The sequence below is a fragment of the Thalassospira indica genome, from assembly GCF_003403095.1.
Taxonomy (GTDB): domain Bacteria; phylum Pseudomonadota; class Alphaproteobacteria; order Rhodospirillales; family Thalassospiraceae; genus Thalassospira; species Thalassospira indica.
The window spans coordinates 123,761-143,739 of sequence record NZ_CP031555.1 but is presented as its reverse complement, the minus strand read 5'-3'; the positions used below and the strand labels follow the sequence as shown (position 1 = coordinate 143,739).

Genomic DNA, 19,979 nt, shown 5'->3' with positions numbered 1-19,979 from the left:
AAAGGCAACGGGTTTTGAATGGTGGAGCCGATCAGGATCGAACTGACGACCTCTACAATGCCATTGTAGCGCTCTCCCAACTGAGCTACGGCCCCACTTTGTCCGCGACGCAGTCTGCATGGCAGGCTCTGCGGCGCGGCGCATATTTAGAAGGTTCGCCAAATGTTGGCAAGACCCTTTTTCAAAATTTCTTAGCGATCGTCGTCGTCTGATTCGACATGCTCATAGACTTCGCCAAGATCATCATCATCTTCGCCAAGATCAGAAGCATCTTCGAGAATATCGTCGTCGATATCGGTATCGACATCATCGTCAAGATCGGTGACGTCATCGACATCTTCGTCTTCTTCCGGTGCCGGTTTTGCAACCGCGGATTTCTTGACCTTTGTCACCCCGTCCGGCGTTTTGCATTTCGGGCAGACAACCGGGGTACGGTTCAGGTCGTAATACTTGGTACCACAGGCGAGGCAGTGACGTTTCTTACCGCGTGCTGACATTACGGCAAATCCTCTTAATTACCGTTATCAATTAAGAAAAAGACTTTGTGTCGCAAAAGCGCAGCAAGGCTACGCACAGCGTCTTGTCTGAAAGGCCCAATTGCCATCTTGCGAGCACCTTGTCAAAAGGAAATTGCGCGATTTTCCCTTTGGCAGGGCGATAGGACAAATCTGCCGCACATTCGTGCAATTTCCTACACCGAATTTCGGGTTCGATACTGGTGCCTGCCAACCGCTTGTGCTAGAGCATTGGTCCCCTGATTGAAAGGCCCGCGCGCGCCTGAAAACATGGCCGCCGCGCAGTGCAATTTCAATCAGCCTTTTGTTGATGATAAAACAGTGACTGGCAGGTACGAGCCCATGAGTTCTTCGCAAACCAAACGTCCGCTTTCCTCGGCCAAGGCCGGGCCGCTTTCGGGCGATATCCGGGTTCCGGGTGACAAGTCTATTTCTCATCGCTCCCTGATGTTTGGTGGTCTGGCAATTGGTACAACCAAGGTTACCGGCCTTTTGGAAGGCGAAGACGTTCTGGCAACGGCGGATGCCATGCGCAAACTGGGTGCGACAGTCATCCGCGACGAAGATGGCACCTGGCATGTCACCGGTGTTGGCGTCGGTGCGCTGCGTGAACCCGATAGCGTGATTGACATGGGCAATGCCGGCACCGGCATTCGCCTGATGGCGGGCATTGTTGCGACCCATCCGATCACGACGTTTTTCACGGGTGATGCGTCACTGTGCAAACGTCCGATGGGCCGTGTTGCTGATCCGTTGTCCGAATTTGGCGCACAATTCATTACCCGTGATCGCGGTCGCCCGCCGATGGCGGTGATTGGCACCGACGAAGCCAAACCGGTGACCTATACCCTGCCGATGGCATCGGCCCAGGTGAAATCGGCTGTGATGCTGGCCGGGTTGAACACGACGGGCACCACCACGGTAATCGAACCCAAACCATCGCGCGATCATACTGAACGCATGCTGCGTCACTTCGGGGTTGAGGTCGATGTGAAGGTCAATGACGATGGCGGTCGCACCGTCAGTCTGACCGGTCCGGTCGAAATGAAGGCTGCGGATATTGTTGTGCCGACCGATCCAAGCTCTGCTGCCTTCCCGATGGTGGCGGCCCTGATCAATCCGGACTCCTACGTCACCATTCGTGATGTCTGTCTGAACCCGCTGCGCACCGGCCTGATCACCACCCTGATTGAAATGGGCGGTGACATCACGATCACCAATGAGCGCGAAGAAGCCGGGGAAACCATCGGCGATCTGGTGGTGACCGGCAAGAACCGCCTTAAGGGCATTGTCGTTCCGGCCGAACGCGCCCCGTCGATGATCGATGAATACCCGGTTCTTGCCGTGGCTGCGGCCTATGCCGAGGGTGAAACGCGCATGTGTGATCTTGAAGAGCTGCGCGTGAAGGAATCGGATCGTTTGGCAGCGGTGGCCGCCGGTCTTGAAGCCAATGGCGTCATTCACCGGATCGAAGGCGATGATCTGATTGTCACTGGCGGTGTGGTGCCGGGCGGTGGCAAGGTGGAAACCCATCTTGATCATCGTATCGCGATGTCGTTCCTGGTTCTGGGGCTTGGCGCGGAAAAGCCGGTTGCGGTCGATGATGCCAACCCGATTGCCACGAGCTTCCCGAACTTTGAAACCCTGATGGCGGATATGGGCGGGAAATTTGCGCTGCATTCCTGATCGGGCCCACCAATATATAAGTCACCATTCGGGACTTATGGATGCACCAGATATAATCACAGGGAGTGACCCATATGATCATCGCCATTGATGGGCCGGCCGCGTCCGGCAAGGGGACTTTGGCACGTCGAGTCGCAGAAGCAATGGACTATGCCTATCTCGATACCGGCCTGCTGTATCGTGCGACCGGTGCGAAAGTTCTGGCCGAAAATGGCGACCCTGCTGATGAAGCCGCTGCTGTGGCCGCGGCCGAAAATCTGAGCGCGTCCGATCTCGAAGGTGAGGCCCTTCGCAGCGAGGAAGTCGGGACCGCGGCCTCAAAAGTTGCAGCGATTCCAAGGGTTCGCGAGGTGTTGCTTGATTTTCAGCGCACCCTTGCCACCACCCCGCCGGGCGGTAAACGTGGTGCCGTATTGGATGGTCGCGACATCGGAACGGTCGTCTGTCCGGAAGCACCGATCAAGTTTTATCTGACAGCCAGTGTCGAAGAACGTGCAAACCGTCGGTTCAAACAGTTGCAGGAAAAAAATCCCGCTGCTATATACGAGCGCGTTCTTAAAGAGCTTGAAGAACGGGATGCCCGAGACAGTGCTCGCGATGTCGCACCGCTCAAGATGGCAGATGACGCAATCCATATTGATACGGACCGTCTGAATGCCAACGCAGTGTTCGATGCCGTCATGGCACATATCCATACCCATATGGGTGCGGATGACTGATCAAAAGGCGTTTTAACCGTCAGGCGTTGAACGATCCCGAGGTACCGGTCCTTTGGCCTGTTCCTAAGGTGAACGACTTGTGCGTTCACCTTTTCGTGTATGGAAGGTTCGCCTTCACATGCGTTCGGGTTTGAACACTGAATGACAAATCGCCGCGATTTTGCGGCAAAGACCACCGGACACAACCGGTTGGCCAGAATATAGTGACGATACTCGAAAGGAAGTCTGGTTTATGACCACCGCTGAAGAAGCACAATTCTCGACTGGCGAAGATTTTGCCGCCCTGCTGGCTGAAACCCTTGGTTCTGAAGACGAAGGTTTTGTTGGCCGCGTAATGACCGGTTCGGTCGTTAAAAAAACTGACGATGATGCCATCGTCGATGTCGGCCTGAAATCCGAAGGCCGCGTTCCGCTTAAAGAATTTGGCGCAGGCGAAGTAAACATTGGCGATACCGTTGATGTTTATGTCGACCGCTATGAAAACAAGGATGGCCTGATCGTCCTGTCGCGCGAAAAAGCGCGCCGCGAAGAAGCTTGGGTTGAGCTGGAAAAACAGTTCTCCGAAGGCAAACGCGTCGACGGCACCATCTTTGGTCGTGTTAAAGGCGGCTTCACCGTTGACCTGTCGGGCGCAGTTGCGTTCCTTCCGGGTTCCCAGGTTGATATCCGTCCGGTTCGTGACGTCACCCCGCTGATGAACAACCCGCAGCCGTTCCAGATCCTGAAAATGGATCGTTCGCGCGGCAACATCGTTGTTTCGCGTCGTGCCGTTCTCGAAGAGACCCGTGCAGAACAGCGTGCTGAACTGATCCAGAACCTTCAGGAAGGTCAGATCCTTGACGGCGTCGTCAAAAACATCACCGATTACGGCGCATTCGTCGATCTTGGTGGCGTTGATGGCCTGCTGCACGTTACCGACATTGCTTGGAAACGTATCAACCATCCGTCCGAAGCTCTCCAGATCGGCCAGACTGTTAAAGTCCAGGTTATCCGCTTCAACAGCGAAACCCAGCGTATCTCGCTTGGCATGAAGCAGCTTGAAGCTGATCCGTGGGAAGGCGTCGAAGCCAAATACCCGGTCGGTTCGAAATTCGAAGGTCGTGTCACCAACATCACCGATTACGGCGCATTCGTCGAACTCGAAGCTGGTGTCGAAGGCCTGGTCCACGTTTCCGAAATGTCCTGGACCAAGAAAAACATCCACCCGGGCAAAATCGTTTCGACCTCGCAGGAAGTCGAAGTCATGGTGCTCGACGTCGATGCCCAGAAACGCCGTATCTCGCTTGGTCTCAAGCAGTGCACCTCGAACCCGTGGGATGCCTTCCTGGCAGCTCATCCGGTCGAGTCCGAGATCGAAGGCGAAGTCAAGAACATCACCGAATTCGGTCTGTTCATTGGCCTCATGGGCGGTATCGACGGTATGGCTCACCTCTCGGACCTGTCATGGGACCGCGCTGGTGAAGAAGTCATCAAAGAATACAAAAAAGGCGACATCGTCAAAGCCAAGGTTCTTGACGTTGACGTCGAAAAAGAACGCATCTCGCTCGGCATCAAACAGCTGTCTGGTGATCCGTTCAAAGACGCCGTTGTCGGCATCAAACGTGGCGACGCTGTAACCTGTGAAGTTACCGAAGTTAACGACGGTGGCATAGAGGTTTCGGTTGGCGACACCGAACTCAAAGGCTTCATCCGTAAAGCTGAGCTGGCGCGTGAGCGTTCTGAACAGCGTCCGGAACGCTTTGCAGTTGGTGAAAAAGTCGACGCACGCGTTACTGCAATCGACTCCAAAACCCGCAAGGTTTCCCTCTCTGTCAAAGCTCTTGAAGTTGCTGACGAGAAGAAAGCAATGGCGGATTACGGTTCGGCAGACAGCGGCGCATCGCTCGGCGACATCCTCGGCGAAGCTCTGCGTAAGAAACAGGAAGGCGGCGAATAAGCCACCCTCCGACGAATACGCTCTGCAGTCTTGCAGAACGAAAAGACGGGTCGCGCATTGCGCGGCCCGTTTTCTTTTGTCCGGGTTCTAGATCTGGCAAGTTGATGCGCGGAGAATGGCCGATATATCCGCCCAATGCCCGGTGGCCCTGTAAAGGGCGCCAAATTGTATATCATCTGCTTTTTGGGGCTGAATTTTAGCCCGACTCTGCCGATATCGGCATTTTTCGCGAAAATTTTGATTTTAAACGCTTTTTGTTCTTGCCTTCCGGGTCGATAAAAACCATTTGAAGAGACGGGTTTGAGCGATCACACTCGTCTAAGTATTTGATTGAACAATTGGAAACGGACACGCCGATGGCACTTGATGCCGATATCCTGCTGGATCGACGCCGCTTGAAAAAATCCATCTTTCGCTGGCGTGTGGTGGCGGTGATTGCCGTGATCGCGGTGATCGTGATCGGCTTGTCTGGCACGGGTGTTAAGGACAGTGTTCTGGGCGGACTGGGTCCGCGCATTGTTGAAGTCACCATCGAAGGTGTGATCACCGAAGACCCCTATCTTCTTGATGCGCTGCGCGCGATTGAAGAAGACAGCGACGTTGTCGGTGTGATTGTACACATCAACAGCCCGGGTGGCACCATGGTTGGTGGCGAAACGCTGTTTGAGGCGCTGCGCCGTATCGGTGAAACCCGGCCAATCGTTGCCGAGATGGGGACTGTTGCGGCGTCCGGCGGTTACATGACCGCGATTGCCGCCGACCACATCATTGCCCGCCGTGGAACGATCACCGGCTCGATCGGGGTGATTTTCCAGTCGATGAATTTCAATGGAACGCTTGAAAAGCTTGGTGTTGAACCGCTGACGGTAAAAAGCGGTCCGCTGAAAGCTGCACCCAATCCGTTCGAACCCGTTGATGATGTTGCAAAATCGGCCATGCAGGGCCTGATTTCAGACATGTTTGACGTGTTTGTTGAAATGGTTGCGACCCGCCGCGATATGTCGGTCGAAACAGTTACGACTCTTGCCGATGGCCGCGTCTATACCGGACAGCAGGCTGTTGCCAACGGATTGATTGACGAAATTGGAGGCCGTCGTGAAGCCTTGCGCTGGCTCGAAGAGGAAGCCGGTATCACGACGGATGCACAGGTAGTGCCGCTTGAAATCGAATACCCGGAAGACGATTTGATGAGTGCTGTTCTCGAGGGAAGCCTTGGAAAAGTGCTGTCATCTGAGGGGCTTAAACTTGACGGTTTGCTGACGGTCTGGCAACCTGAGTGAGAGCTTCTTTAAGACATAATCTAATCCGTGGTTGAGTGAGACTGTCAGCACCAACAGGATGGGGCCTGGAAATGACAAAATCTGAATTGATTGCCCGCCTTGCGGAGATGAACCCGCATCTCTATCAGCGCGACGTTGAACGGATTGTCGCCACGATCTTTGACGAGATCACAGACGCGCTTGCGCGCGGCGACCGGGTCGAGCTTCGCGGCTTTGGCGCATTTTCCGTAAAACAGCGCGAGGCCCGCGTCGGCCGTAACCCGCGTACCGGTGATGCGGTTCCTGTCGGTGAGAAAAAGGTTCCCTATTTCAAAACCGGCAAACAGCTTCGCGAACGTTTGAACTGATTCCTGCCTGATTTGTTTTGACCGGCAATCGGGCCTGCGCCACCCGCAGCCCGCCCGATACGACCAGCATGCAACACACAAAAACGGTGTGACTGTTGCCATGGCTTTTGTCCGGTTCTTGCCCCATACTGATCAGAACATTGATCAAACGAGACCTGCTGCCGGGTTTTGATCCATCCTGTTTTCGGGGTGGGACAGCCACCGGCACAAGGAGCTAGGTAATGCGTTTCCTTTACTGGATTATTTCCATCCCGCTTGCCGTATTGATTGCGGTGTTTGCAGTTTCCAACCGGGCATTGGTCACGATTTCGCTTTGGCCCTTGCCGTTTGAAATCGACCTGCCGCTGTTCCTGCCGATCATGATTGCGTTGCTGATCGGACTTGGCATCGGCTTTGCTTTTGAATGGTTGCTGCAAGGCAAGCACCGCCGTGCCGCACGACGCATGGATAGCGAACTCAAGCGCATCAAGACGGATGACACCACGCCATCCACACCAAATACCGATCAAAAGGCCATCGGGCAAAGCTCATGAATTAAAGGGCTCCGTTTCGGGGCCCTTTTGCTTTTTGCTGCATGGCGCCAATGTCTGTTCGAAAGCCGATTTGACATTGGCCTTTGTGGCCAAATCGGCTAAGCCATGTCCGGTCCGCTATGAAATTTGCTGCGAAAAGCTGGGCCATGACCCAATTCCAGCCCGCCGGAGGACCCCATGACCCAGACCCTTGCCGCCAAAGACCGCATCTATTGCGCGATTGATACCACCGATCTTGATCATGCAATCAATCTGGCATCGAAGCTGTCGGGTGTTATCGGCGGGGCCAAGCTTGGCAAGGAATTCTTCGCAGCCCACGGGCCACAAGGGGTCAGGGCGGTTGCCAAAACCGGCATGCCGATCTTCCTTGATGTCAAATATCACGATATCCCCAACACGGTGGCCGGGGCCATTCGCGCTGTGACGCCATTGGGTGTCAGGATCGTCAATGTCCACGCCGCCGGTGGTTTGGAGATGATGAAACGTGCCGGTGATGCGGCGCGCGAAGCCGCCGACAAGGCTGGCGTCGACATACCGTGGGTGATTGCCGTAACCATCCTGACCAGCATGGACCAGGGCGATCTTGATGATGTCGGCCTAAAGGGCCCGATTGAAGATCGCGTGGTCAAGCTGGCGGAACTGACCCAAAAGGCCGGTCTGGACGGTGTTGTCTGTTCCGCACAGGAAATCACGCCGGTGCGCAAGGCACTCGGCCCGGACTTCAAGCTGATCACACCGGGTATTCGCCCAAGCTGGGCGGCAAGTGATGATCAGAAACGCATCGTTACCCCGGCCGATGCCGTCGCCATGGGAAGCGACGTTCTGGTGATTGGTCGCCCGATCACCAAGGCCGAAGATCCGGTTGCTGCGGCGCAAAAAATCGTCGCCGAACTTTCCTGATCCACGATCCTCAATCTCTACCAGTGCTGCATCATGCCTGTGCCTTGCTGTAATACGGGCAAGACAGGCTGCCATGCAAATTTCGCGATGGATTTGTTCTCCGCATTATCTCAGAATTGAATCGTTTCAAAATTTGCTGCATGATGCATATCTCGCAGTTGCACAAAACGTTGGCCGCGCCACCCGCGTCACCTGCGCCAAAGTTGATCTGGATATTCTGACATGACAGATACCGTCACCCGCCCCGGATTTTTCGGGAACCTGCCGATTCTGGCCCTCGCCCTTGCGTCATTCGGGATCGGCACCACCGAGTTTGTCATCATGGGGCTTCTGCCCGATGTGGCGCTTGATCTTGGTGTGAGCATTCCCGATGCCGGGTTGCTGGTGACGGGTTATGCCCTCGGTGTCACGTTTGGCGCGCCGTTTTTGGCGATTGCCACCGCGCGCATGGACCGTCGACGGGCACTGTTGCTGCTGATTTCGATCTTCATTCTCGGCAACTTCCTGTGTGCGATTGCCCCTGATTACTGGCTGTTGATGGCGGCGCGTGTGGTCACTGCATTTTGCCATGGTGCGTTCTTCGGGCTGGGGGCTGTTGTCGCCTCAAACCTTGTCGCGCCACATAAACGGGTTCAGGCGATTGCCCTTATGTTTTCCGGTCTGACGCTGGCCAATGTGCTGGGCGTGCCGTTTGGCACGGCCCTTGGTCAGGAACTTGGCTGGCGTTCGACCTTCTGGGCAGTGGTGGCGATTGGTGTTGTTGCCGCCAGCGCACTGTATGTTGTCCTGCCGCGCCAGATTGCCACATCAACGGGCAGTCTCTGGCTTGAAGCCAAGTCGCTTGGTAAAAAACAGGTTCTGCTGGCGATGCTGATTTCGGTTCTGGCCTCGGCCAGCTTGTTCAGTGTCTTTACCTATATCACCCCGATGTTGCAGGAAATCACTGGCATTACCCCGCGTCAGGTAACCTATGTGTTGCTGCTGTTCGGGGTTGGCTTGACTGTCGGCAACTATATCGGCGGGCGTTTGGGGGATTGGCGTTTGATGCCGGCCATCATCATGGCCTTTGCCTTGCTGATTGCGATTCTTGCCCTGTTTACCGAAACGCTGACGTCGGTCATTCCGGCAGTCGCAACCGTGATGTTGTGGGGTGTGGTGGCCTTTGCACTGGTGTCCCCGCTTCAGATGCGGGTGGTGAACGAGGCATCCGATGCGCCCAACCTTGCCTCCACCCTTAATCAGGGTGCCTTTAACCTCGGCAATGCAGCGGGCGCATGGTTCGGCGGTATCGCCATCACCCAGGGTGTTTCCTATCAGCATATCCCGTGGCTGGGAGCCGGAATTGCGGTTCTGGCCCTGTTGGCAACGGTCTGGAGCCATTTACTTGATCGCCGCGACGAAGTCCTTGTCGAAAGCGGTGCCAGCGCCTGAGTAAAACAAAACCCGTCAGCTTGAAGCTTGACGGGTTTTTCTTTGTCCGGTCGATAAGTGGTATAGCTCAGCTTACCCAGTGGCGGATCTGATCCCAGCTTTGGCTGATGGTGGTCCCGTACTGATCAATGATCAGTTTGATCGATATCGCGATTGATGTGACGACCAGAAGCGGCCTTACCAAACGTGCGCCGACCTTCATCACCATATGGGATCCGATCTGTGCCCCGATCAGGGCACCAACGGCCATCACGCCGCCAACAATCCAGACAACCTCGCCCCCGGCGATAAACATCACAAGCGACGCAAAGTTCGACGTAAAATTCAGAACCTTGGTATGGGCGGTTGCCTTGGTCATGTTAAAGCCAAGCAGGGCAACAAAGGCGATGGAAAAGAACGATCCGGTGCCCGGCCCAAAGAAGCCGTCATAGAACCCGATGCCAAACCCGGCGGTAAACGCAAAGGTCGCTTTGCCGATCATCTGATGGGCATCAATGTCACCCACACGCGGCGAAAACAGGAAATAAAGCGCAATCAGGATTAAAAGCCCCGGCAGGATGGTCATCAAAATACCGGGATCAAGCATCTGCACCAGAACCGTACCGAGTGCTGATCCGGCAAAGGTCAGGACAATCGCCAAAACCATATCGCGCGGATCAACATGCCCCTTGCGAATGAAATTAAGCGACGCACTGAAACTGCCAAAACTGCCTTGCAACTTGTTGGTCGCCAATGCCTGGGCCGGGGTAACACCCGCCCATAACAGGGCCGGGATGGTAATCAACCCACCGCCGCCTGCAATCGCATCGACAAAACCGGCAAGGGTGGCGACCGCAAACAGGATCACTAAAAGATCTAAACCAAATTCCATCTGGCCGCTTTCAAATTGGGGCGCGACCGCACAACTGGGGGCGATGCGGTCTGTCAAAACAGCGCACATCATATGGCTTTGCGTGCACGCGTCCAGTGGGATCGATTTCAGTCGTTGAATTGCGCGCAAGCCGTAGTCTAAAAGTCACACACCCTTGTTTATATGAGTTCCAGATATGCCCGAATTGCCAGAGGTCGAAACAGTCACCCGTGGTCTGACACCCGTCATGGAAGGACGGGTGGTCAATCATGTGGTGCAGCGACGTGCGAACCTGCGCTTTCCCTTCCCGGAGGGGTTTGTTGATCGCATGGCCGGGCGCACCATCAATCAGCTGACCCGGCGGGCAAAATACATTCTGGGCTACCTTGATGACGGGCAGGTGCTGCTGATCCATCTTGGCATGTCTGGTCGCATGACCATTCACAATGATCCGACCGTCGAAGTGCCCGAAGCCGGCAAGCATGACCATGTCGATTTTGTCATGGCCGATGGGGCCGTTGTGCGGTTCAACGATCCGCGGCGCTTTGGTGTCATCACCCTGATCGCGGGCGACGAGGTCGCAAGCCACAAAATGCTGGCCGGTATCGGGCCTGAGCCGCTTGGCAATGCGTTTAATGCTGATGTGCTGGCGGCGGGAATCGCCAAACGGGCAAGCCCGATCAAGACCGTATTGCTGGATCAGAAACTGGTGGCTGGTCTTGGCAATATCTATGTCTGCGAAGCCCTGTTCCGATCAGGCATCGCGCCGGACCGTCTGGCCAAGGATCTCAAACCCGGCGAGATCGAACGGTTGTATCGCGAAATCCGTCTGGTGCTTGAAGATGCGATTGCTGCTGGTGGTTCAAGCCTTAAGGACTACCGCCAAAGCAATGGCGAGCTTGGCTATTTCCAGCACAATTTCCGTGTCTATGGTCGCGAAGGCGAAACCTGCATCGCCGATGGCTGCGACAGCACCATCGCGCGCATCGTACAGGCCGGCCGGTCGACCTTCTTCTGTCCAACCTGTCAGAAATAATATGGACGGTACGCGTCTCTGAAAGCCGGGGTAGCTAAAGGCGCCGATAACAGGTTCGGTTGCGGCCCGGGATCAAAATCGGTAAAACAGTATCAAATTATGGTTTCAGGCGAATCGGCCCGATAACCCCACAGCGACTCACACCCGGAGTCCCGCGGGCCGAACAGCGATAAAAGGATCACTTGCATGTCTTATGAAAACATCATCGCCGAGAAAAAGGGCAATGTCGGCCTGATTACGCTTAACCGTCCCAAGGCGCTCAATGCGCTGTGTGATGCGCTGATCAAGGATATCGGTGCTGCTCTTGATGATTTCGAATCCGATGAAGACATCCGCGCCATCGTCATTACCGGGTCGGACCGCGCCTTTGCCGCCGGTGCCGACATCAAGGAAATGGCCGATTACGACTATATGGACGTTTATAAAAACGACTTCATCACCAAGGGCTGGACCCGGGTTGCAAGCTGCCGCAAGCCGACCATTGCCGCGGTCGCCGGATTCGCATTGGGCGGTGGCTGCGAAATGGCGATGATGTGCGACATCATGATTGCCGCCGATACCGCCAAGTTCGGTCAGCCGGAAATCACCATCGGCACCATTCCCGGTGCGGGCGGCACACAGCGCCTGACCCGTGCAGTTGGCAAGGCCAAGGCGATGGAAATGTGCCTGACCGGGCGCATGATGGATGCCGAGGAAGCCGAGCGTGCCGGACTGGTCGCGCGAATCGTTCCGGCCGACTCGCTGCTTGATGAAGCCATGCAACTGGCCGAAAAGATCGCCTCCTTCTCGGGTCCGGTATCGATGAAGGTCAAAGAATCGGTCAACAAGGCCTATGAGATGACCCTGACCGAAGGCCTGATGTTTGAACGTCGCGAATTCCATTCGACCTTCGCACTCGAAGATCGCGCCGAAGGCATGAAAGCCTTTGGCGAGAAACGTAAGCCCGCCTTCAAGCACCGCTGATTGCGGGGCGATCAGAGCAAGTTGACCTCTGATTCCGTGCCTGCATATCTGCCTTGCGGCGCAAAAGAGTCCGAAGCCGCAGAAATTGGCGGCATCGGGGGTTGACGAGGGTTTCGGACAGAGCTATAAGCCGCGCTCCGAATTACGTAACATTTGTTTGAAGAGACAGGTTCGCAATGGCTCACCATAAATCGGCCAAGAAGCGCATTCGCCGCAACGCCGCACGTGCAGAAGTTAATGGTGCACGTATCGGTCGCATTCGTACCTTCGTTAAGAAGGTCGAGGCTGCGCTGAACACTGGCGATAAAGATGCTGCTCTGGCTGCGATGAAAATCGCTGAGCCGGAAATGGCGCGTGGCGCACAGCTTGGTGTTCTGCACAAGAACACCGTTGCTCGCAAGGTTTCGCGCCTGACCGCGCGTATCAAAGCGCTTTAATTTATCCCTTACGGGATGGCGAGTCGAAGGCCGCACCTCGGGTGCGGCCTTTTCGCTGCCCGGATTTTGCAGAATCACCTTTTGTTCCTTGGTTGCGCGGGTGCAAGAAACCGCAGAAAACAAGGGCCGTTTTGGTTGCGAAATCCTTTTAACGTTCTGTTAAAGATCGCCTTGCCTGATGTGGGTCACATCAGTACAGTGTTTGAACTTCGCAGGCTGCGCAAAGCAGCCCGTGACGAAGAACTAAAAACAAAAGGCGCGAGTACACTTCCTGATTTTGTGGAAGGCCAACGTGTTGGTCACTGCGGTGATCAACGCGACACAGTATCGTTTTGTCTTTTGCGGTCTTTGTGGTGGTGAAATCGGGATATCGGGGAAAGGTTCTTACAGTGCAGCACGCCGTGAGGGACACACAATCGGCACTTGGGCAATCCAACGGGGGGATTGCGGGTGACCAGCACGCAGCACTTGATGATCACGCAGTGGCAACCTGGCAAGTCGTACGCGAAAAGCTGCGCGCCGAATTTGGCGCAACAGCCTATCGCTATTGGCTGGAGCCCGTTGCCCTGATGGCCGTAGAAGCCGGCGTGGCCCGTTTGGGCGCACCGACTCGTGCCATGCGTGACTGGGTGACGCAGCACTATCTCGACCGTATCCAGAATTTCTGGCACGCCGAAGATTCCGATGTGCATTTCGTTGAAATCAATATCGTTTCGGGCGCGACTGCGCAGAACGATGCGTCTGCTTCGGGTTCTTCTTCGGCCAAGTCGACATCGGCAAACGCCACGACCGCGCGTACCAAATCCGCGCGCACTTCCCATTCCTCAGGCCATGCCCCAAGCCATTCCACGGAAAACAATACCGTGGTCAGTGCGCCGTCCCAGTCAAACGGATCGGGCCGTACCGCCATTGCCAGCATGTCTGATGACGGCATCTCGGCTGCCCTGGATCCGCGCTACACCTTTGACAATTTCGTGCTGGGCAAACCAAACGAGTTCGCCTATGCTGCCGCCCGCCGTCTGGCAGAGGCCGAATCGGTGCCGTTCAACCCGCTGTTCCTCTATGGTGGCGTCGGTCTTGGTAAAACCCACCTGATGCACGCGATTGCCTGGCATATCCGCCGCACCCAGCCGCATCGCACGGTGATCTACCTCTCGGCCGAAAAATTCATGTATCGCTTTATTCGGGCGCTGCGCGACAAGAACACAGTCGATTTCAAGGACCAGTTCCGCTCGGTTGATGTGCTGATGGTTGATGATGTCCAGTTCATCTCGGGCAAGGATTCGACCCAGGAAGAATTCTTCCACACCTTCAACGCGCTGGTCGATCAGGGCCGTCAGATCATTGTGTCGGCGGATAAATCGCCATCCGATCTTGAAGATATCGAAGAACGCCTGCGCTCGCGTCTGGGCTCTGGCCTTGTTGCTGATATTCACGCCACCACCTATGAGCTCCGTCTGGGCATCTTGGAGGCCAAGGCCGAACGTCAGGGTGTCGAACTGCCCCAGCGGGTCATGGAATTCCTTGCCCACAAGATCACCGCCAACGTGCGTGAGCTCGAAGGTGCGCTTAACCGCGTGATTGCTCATTCCCAGCTGGTCGGTCGCGAGATCGGGCTGGAAATGGTTCAGGACATCCTGCATGACGTTCTGCGCGCGTCCGAGCGCCGGGTTTCGATCGAGGAAATCCAGAAACGCGTGGCCGAGCATTTCAACATCAAGGTGTCTGACATGCATTCTGCCCGCCGTGCGCGCGCGGTCGCCCGTCCGCGTCAGGTGGCAATGTATCTGTCCAAACAGCTCACCACCCACTCGTTGCCGGAAATCGGTCGCAAGTTCGGTGGTCGCGACCACACCACGGTAATGCATGCGGTGCGCAAGATCGAAGAACTACACGGAACCGATCCGTCGTTGTGTGAAGATATCGATCTTCTGCGTCGGATGCTCGAAAGCTGATTGCGCGAAAAAACGCGTCGAAATGTTGTTGTTCAAGATGAAATCCGCCGTGTTTTCCGGCGGATTTTGTTTTTGAATCATCTGGATTTTTAGCTGCAATTTTATCGTCGAAACTGCGAGTCGCACGGTTTGCGCCGCTTTGCGCGTTCGGGGCGTATTTTTGTCCGCCGACTCCTTTTATTTGCTTGGGTTTAGGCCGTAAAAATCCTTCGATTTCCAAGCCAGCATGTTATAATGCGATTTCCGCACCCGAAAGGGTGTGGGTCAGGTAAGAAAACCGATTAAAAATCAATTTGTTAAACGAATACTGACAGACGGATAGGACGGGCATGAAGCTGACCATCGAACGCGCGGCGCTGTTGAAATCGCTGACCCATGTTCAAAGCGTTGTTGAACGACGTAACACCATTCCGATTCTGTCCAATATTTTGCTCCGGGCAGAGAATGATCGTCTTGCGCTGACCGCGACCGATATGGACCTCGAAGTCATCGAAACCACGACGGCCGAGGTGTCCGAACCGGGCGCAACCACGACCCCTGCCCATACCCTGTATGAAATTGTGCGCAAGCTGCCCGAAGGCTCCCAGGTGCAAATCTCGCTTGAGCCGGGTGCAGGCCGTCTGACCCTTTCTGCCGGTCGTTCGAAGTTCAATCTTGCCGTTCTGCCGGTTGATGATTTCCCGGTAATGTCGGGGGGCGACCTTCCGGTCAGCTTCGGTCTGGCTGCGGCCGAACTGCGCGGTCTGATTGACCGTGCTGAATTCGCGATCTCGACCGAAGAAACCCGGTATTACCTCAACGGGATCTATTTCCATGCCACCGACGCTGAAGGCACCAAGATCCTGCGCGCGGTTGCAACCGATGGTCACCGTTTGGCGCGCGTCGAAGCGCCGCTGCCTGATGGTGCAGAAAACATGCCGGGCGTCATCGTGCCGCGCAAAACCGTTGGTGAACTGCGCAAACTGATCGAAGAAACCGGCGAAGCGGTCGATATCGCGCTGTCGGATACCAAAATCCGCTTTGGTTTCGGCGATGCGGTTCTGACCTCCAAGCTGATTGACGGTACCTTCCCGGATTACGAACGCGTGATTCCGTCGGGCAATGACAAGACCCTTGATATCGAATGCAAGGCGTTCGCCGATGCGGTCGACCGTGTATCGGCCATCTCGATTGAAAAATCGCGTGCGGTAAAGGTTGTTTTGTCGGGCAATACCCTGACCCTTTCGGCCTCCAGCCCGGAACACGGCACCGCGTCCGAGGAGCTTGAAATCAACTACGACGCCGAGGATATCGAAATCGGCTTTAACTCGCGCTATCTGCTCGACATCGCCAAGCAGGTAAAGGGCGACACCCTGAACCTTCTGATGTCGGACGGATCCAGCCCGACCATCCTGCGTGACACCGACGACCTTTCGGCATTGTACGTTCTGATGCCGATGCGTGTTTGACGGTTAGTACGATCAAGCTGTGGCTGCTCTTGCCAATAACCTCATGCCAAAAGACGGAGTGTCGATGACAAGCCGTCTTGCTGTTTCCCGCATCCAGCTCAGCGAGTTTCGCTGTTACGAAGGCCTGCGACTGTCGCTCGACAGCTCGCCGGTCGTGCTGACCGGGCCAAACGGGGCGGGCAAGACCAACCTGCTTGAGGCTGTCTCGCTTCTGGCACCGGGCGGTGGATTGCGCCGGGCCAAACTGGGCGAAATTGCCCGAAGCACCCCGCCAGCCGCCAATGGCGCACTTCGGGCCTGGGCCGTGGCCGCAGATGTCGATACGCCGGACGGGGCGTTTCAATTGGGCACCGGGCTTGATCCGGCCGCTCTCGAACAGGGACGCGAACGCCGTGCTGTGCGCATTGATGGTCAGGCCCAGCGTGGGCAGGCTGCCTTGGGCCGGGTTTGTGCCGCGGTCTGGCTGACGCCGCAAATGGATCGTTTGTTTCTGGATGGTCCGTCGGCGCGCAGGCGCTTTTTGGATCGGCTGGTATATGGCCTTGATCCCGATCACAGCAGCCGCGTTGCCGCCTATGAGCATTCGCTGCGTTCGCGCGCCAAGCTGCTTAAGGAAGGCAAGGCTGATGACAAATGGCTGACCTCGATCGAGGATTCGATGGTGCGCCATGGCATTGCGGTTGCGGTCGCACGTGCAGAATTGCTTGAACGGTTGCGACGTGCCGGGACCATGGCAATCGGACCGTTTCCGGCCGCCCGTCTGGCGCTGACCGGGGACCTTGAAGACTGGCTGGAAAACCTGCCTGCCGTCGAGGTCGAAGATAAAATGCGGGCCGCATTGCGCGACGGACGTTCACGTGATGCGACCTATGGCGGGGCGGTGGTCGGCCCGCAGCGCAGTGATTTGCTGGTCTGGCACGATGCAAAGGGCCAGTCAGCGGATCAATGTTCGACCGGGGAACAAAAGGCGTTGTTGCTGTCGATCATTATGGCCAATACCCGCCTGCAGACAAAGGCACGCGGGGCTGGCCCGCTCTTGTTACTTGATGAAGTGGTTGCGCATCTCGATGCAGAACGCCGCACCCATTTGTTTGATGAAATCGTGGCGCTTGGCGTCCAGGCCTGGATGACAGGTACGGACCGGGCGCTGTTTGAAGGTTTGGACGGTCGTGCGCAATTCTTCCGGGTGGAAGATGCCACACTGACCCTTGAAACCACTTAGTGAATGCCGAGGTTCTGACCCTATGACCAACGAAACCGAAACGCCGAACACTGGTGAACAGTCGCAGGAGTATGGCGCAGAATCGATCAAGGTTCTTAAGGGCCTTGAAGCTGTGCGCAAACGTCCGGGCATGTATATCGGCGATACCGATGACGGTACCGGTTTGCACCATATGATCTACGAAGTCGTCGATAACGCAATCGACGAAGCCTTGGCCGGTCACTGCGATACCGTCTGGGTACAGCTTAACGGTGATGGCTCTGCCACCATCCGCGATAACGGCCGTGGCATTCCGACCGACATGCACAAGGAAGAAGGCGTTTCCGCCGCCGAGGTCATCATGACCCAGTTGCATGCCGGCGGTAAGTTCGACCAGAACTCCTATAAGGTTTCCGGTGGTCTGCACGGTGTGGGTGTGTCGGTGGTGAACGCGCTGTCGACGCTGCTCAAGCTGCGCGTCTGGCGTAACGGCAAAGAACACTACATGGAGTTTTCCGGTGGTGATGCGATCAAGCCGCTTGAGGTTGTCGGCGATGCACCGCTGACCGCGGATGGCACGCCGCTTTCGGGGACCGAAGTCACCTTCTACCCGGATGCCGAAATCTTTACCATGACCGATTTCGACCTGCCGACGCTGGAACACCGCCTGCGCGAATTGGCCTTCCTGAACTCGGGCGTGATCCTGACGCTACGTGATGAACGCAGTGGCGAACCGACCGAAATCAAACTGCATTACGAAGGCGGTATTCGCGCCTTTGTCGAATATCTTGACCGCAACAAGGCGCGTCAGATCGAAGAAGCCATTTGCATCGAAGGCGAAAAAGACGGCATCACCGTCGAAGTCGCCCTGCAATGGAACGACAGCTACCACGAAACCACGCTGTGCTTTACCAACAACATCCCGCAGCGCGATGGCGGGACGCACATGGCCGGTTTCCGTGCTGCTCTGACCCGTCAGATCAACAGCTACGCCCAGGAAAGCGGCATCGCCAAAAAGGAAAAGGTTGCCCTTTCCGGTGATGATGCCCGTGAAGGCCTGTCTTGCGTGATTTCGGTGAAGGTTCCGGACCCGAAATTCTCCTCCCAGACCAAGGACAAGCTAGTCTCGTCCGAAGTCCGCCCAGTCGTTGAAAACATCGTCAATGACAAGCTTGCCCAGTGGCTTGAAGAACATCCGCAGGACGCGCGCAAGATCGTCACCAAGGTGGTCGAAGCGGCATCTGCCCGTGAAGCGGCCCGTAAGGCCCGTGAACTGACCCGCCGCAAGGGCGCGCTTGATATCTCGTCCCTGCCGGGCAAGTTGGCTGACTGTCAGGAACGCGATGCGTCCAAAGCCGAACTGTTCATCGTGGAGGGTGATTCCGCAGGTGGTTCGGCCAAACAGGGCCGCGAACGTGGTTTCCAGGCGATCCTGCCGCTGCGCGGTAAGATTCTCAACGTCGAACGTGCGCGCTTTGACAAGATGCTTTCAAGTCAGGAAATCGGTACCCTGATTACTGCCATGGGCACCGGTATTGGCCGCGATGACTTCAATATCGAAAAGGCCCGTTACCACAAAATCATCATCATGACGGACGCCGACGTCGATGGTGCGCATATCCGAACCCTGCTTTTGACCTTCTTCTATCGTCAGATGCCCGAACTGATTGAACGCGGCTATCTCTATATCGCGCAGCCGCCGCTGTATCGCGCCAAACGCGGCAACTCGGTCCAGTATCTCAAGGACGACCGCGAGATGGAGCAGTATCTGACCGCACAGGGCACCGAAGAAGCCGTACTTACCCTTTCCGGTGGCCAACAGCTTGCCGGTCCGGATCTGGTGCGCGTGGTCGAATTGGCGCGTAAGGCCAAGGGCTTCCTTGAGCCGCTATCGATCAAGCTTCCGATCTCCGTGCTCGAACAGGCAACCCTTGCCGGTGCGCTGAACCCGGCATTGCTCGATGACGATGGCAAACGCCTCGAAGCGGCTGAAACGCTCGCCAAACATCTTGATACCCTTGAAGAAGACTATGATCGCGGCTGGCACGGCGAAGCACCGCTCGATGAAATCGTGCTCTGGCGCATGCTGCGCGGCGTTGAACAGCGTCACGTGATTGATGGCAACATCCTGCGCTCGGCCGAGGCGCGTGCAATTGCCGGTATTCTTGGCGAACTGCGCGAACTGTTTGAAAAGGGTGCAGAATTCGTTGCCAAGGACAAGACCTGGAAAATCAACGGTCCGGTCGATCTGGTCAATGCGGTGATGGAATATGGCCGCCGCGGCATTTCGGTCCAGCGTTATAAAGGTCTGGGTGAAATGAACCCGGATCAGCTTTGGGAAACCACGCTCGACCCGAACGTCCGTTCGCTCCTGCAAGTCAAGGTGGCTCACGCCGACGAGGCAGAGGAAGTCTTCTCGACCCTCATGGGCGACGTCGTCGAACCCCGCCGCGACTTCATCCAGTCAAATGCGCTCAAGGTCGCGAACCTCGACGTATAAGAAATCATGACTTGTGAATTGACTCATAAAACTGGAAACGCGACACATAAATCTAGAATCTGTGACGCATAAAGTTGGAACCAAGGCCGTGAAGCTTCATGGCCTTGGTTTTTTTTATGATGATCAACCGGGCAGTTCGTTCACTAGCCTGCAGACCCGAGACTAACGTTGTCAAAAGGGGTCGCCATAATGCGGCATCCTGAATAGTATCTACTCATCAGACCGGTCACCTGTCCGGTCGG

At 56.0% G+C, this 19,979-nt stretch carries 17 protein-coding genes and 1 tRNA gene; 15 read left to right on the top strand and 3 right to left on the bottom strand.

Annotated elements, in window-relative coordinates; translation table 11 throughout:
* Nucleotides 1–19: 19 nt before the first annotated feature.
* Together DY252_RS00660 and DY252_RS00655 are read right to left on the bottom strand one after the other, a co-directional pair.
* Nucleotides 20–95, bottom strand: a tRNA-Ala gene (locus DY252_RS00660).
* Between the two features lie 96 nt (nt 96–191).
* Complete coding sequence (locus DY252_RS00655; protein ID WP_008888952.1) at nt 192–497, bottom strand: FYDLN acid domain-containing protein; 306 nt, start codon at nt 495–497, stop codon at nt 192–194.
* A 360-nt stretch (nt 498–857) separates the two neighbouring features.
* Here DY252_RS00655 and aroA point away from each other — a divergent pair, with 360 nt between their 5' ends.
* The 8 genes from aroA (at nt 858) to DY252_RS00615 (ending at nt 9,347) form a co-directional block, all read left to right on the top strand.
* Nucleotides 858–2,201 carry a 3-phosphoshikimate 1-carboxyvinyltransferase gene (aroA, locus tag DY252_RS00650; RefSeq protein WP_064788321.1) on the top strand — a complete coding sequence of 448 codons (1,344 nt, stop codon included), beginning with the start codon at nt 858–860 and terminating at the stop codon, nt 2,199–2,201.
* Between the two features lie 74 nt (nt 2,202–2,275).
* Entirely contained in the window at nt 2,276–2,920 is a 645-nt protein-coding gene (gene cmk / locus DY252_RS00645; protein WP_063085978.1) for a (d)CMP kinase, read from the top strand.
* A gap of 232 nt (nt 2,921–3,152) precedes the next feature.
* A complete protein-coding gene (rpsA, locus tag DY252_RS00640; RefSeq protein ID WP_008888955.1) occupies nt 3,153–4,856 on the top strand; it encodes a 30S ribosomal protein S1 in 1,704 nt (567 codons plus the stop codon).
* Nucleotides 4,857–5,212: 356 nt separating this feature from the next.
* Nucleotides 5,213–6,136: a signal peptide peptidase SppA gene (gene sppA, locus DY252_RS00635; RefSeq protein WP_064788045.1), complete on the top strand. Its 924-nt coding sequence runs from the start codon at nt 5,213–5,215 to the stop codon at nt 6,134–6,136.
* Between the two features lie 71 nt (nt 6,137–6,207).
* On the top strand, nt 6,208–6,483 hold the full coding sequence (gene ihfB / locus DY252_RS00630) for an integration host factor subunit beta (RefSeq protein WP_008888957.1): 276 nt from the start codon (nt 6,208–6,210) through the stop codon (nt 6,481–6,483).
* Between the two features lie 221 nt (nt 6,484–6,704).
* The gene (locus DY252_RS00625; RefSeq protein ID WP_064788046.1) at nt 6,705–7,016 is read left to right on the top strand and encodes a LapA family protein; all 312 of its coding nucleotides are present in this window, start codon (nt 6,705–6,707) and stop codon (nt 7,014–7,016) included.
* Nucleotides 7,017–7,193: 177 nt separating this feature from the next.
* Nucleotides 7,194–7,916, top strand: coding sequence for an orotidine-5'-phosphate decarboxylase (pyrF, locus tag DY252_RS00620; protein ID WP_064788047.1), 723 nt, complete (start codon nt 7,194–7,196; stop codon nt 7,914–7,916).
* Between the two features lie 222 nt (nt 7,917–8,138).
* Nucleotides 8,139–9,347, top strand: coding sequence for an MFS transporter (locus tag DY252_RS00615; RefSeq protein ID WP_064788048.1), 1,209 nt, complete (start codon nt 8,139–8,141; stop codon nt 9,345–9,347).
* Nucleotides 9,348–9,414: 67 nt separating this feature from the next.
* Here the strand turns inward: DY252_RS00615 and DY252_RS00610 are convergent, their stop codons facing one another.
* Nucleotides 9,415–10,218: a TSUP family transporter gene (locus tag DY252_RS00610; protein ID WP_040822583.1), complete on the bottom strand. Its 804-nt coding sequence runs from the start codon at nt 10,216–10,218 to the stop codon at nt 9,415–9,417.
* Between the two features lie 175 nt (nt 10,219–10,393).
* Here DY252_RS00610 and mutM point away from each other — a divergent pair, with 175 nt between their 5' ends.
* From mutM to gyrB, 7 genes are all read left to right on the top strand, one after another.
* On the top strand, nt 10,394–11,233 hold the full coding sequence (mutM, locus tag DY252_RS00605) for a bifunctional DNA-formamidopyrimidine glycosylase/DNA-(apurinic or apyrimidinic site) lyase (protein ID WP_008888962.1): 840 nt from the start codon (nt 10,394–10,396) through the stop codon (nt 11,231–11,233).
* A gap of 186 nt (nt 11,234–11,419) precedes the next feature.
* Entirely contained in the window at nt 11,420–12,196 is a 777-nt protein-coding gene (locus DY252_RS00600; protein WP_008888963.1) for an enoyl-CoA hydratase, read from the top strand.
* Between the two features lie 176 nt (nt 12,197–12,372).
* Entirely contained in the window at nt 12,373–12,633 is a 261-nt protein-coding gene (gene rpsT, locus DY252_RS00595; RefSeq protein ID WP_008888964.1) for a 30S ribosomal protein S20, read from the top strand.
* Nucleotides 12,634–13,022: 389 nt separating this feature from the next.
* A complete protein-coding gene (dnaA, locus tag DY252_RS00590) occupies nt 13,023–14,588 on the top strand; it encodes a chromosomal replication initiator protein DnaA (protein ID WP_082923382.1) in 1,566 nt (521 codons plus the stop codon).
* Between the two features lie 329 nt (nt 14,589–14,917).
* Nucleotides 14,918–16,036, top strand: coding sequence for a DNA polymerase III subunit beta (dnaN, locus tag DY252_RS00585; protein WP_008888966.1), 1,119 nt, complete (start codon nt 14,918–14,920; stop codon nt 16,034–16,036).
* Nucleotides 16,037–16,100: 64 nt separating this feature from the next.
* Entirely contained in the window at nt 16,101–17,258 is a 1,158-nt protein-coding gene (gene recF, locus DY252_RS00580; RefSeq protein WP_064788323.1) for a DNA replication/repair protein RecF, read from the top strand.
* 22 nt (nt 17,259–17,280) lie between these two features.
* Nucleotides 17,281–19,737 carry a DNA topoisomerase (ATP-hydrolyzing) subunit B gene (gene gyrB / locus DY252_RS00575; protein WP_064788049.1) on the top strand — a complete coding sequence of 819 codons (2,457 nt, stop codon included), beginning with the start codon at nt 17,281–17,283 and terminating at the stop codon, nt 19,735–19,737.
* Nucleotides 19,738–19,979 lie beyond the last annotated feature (242 nt).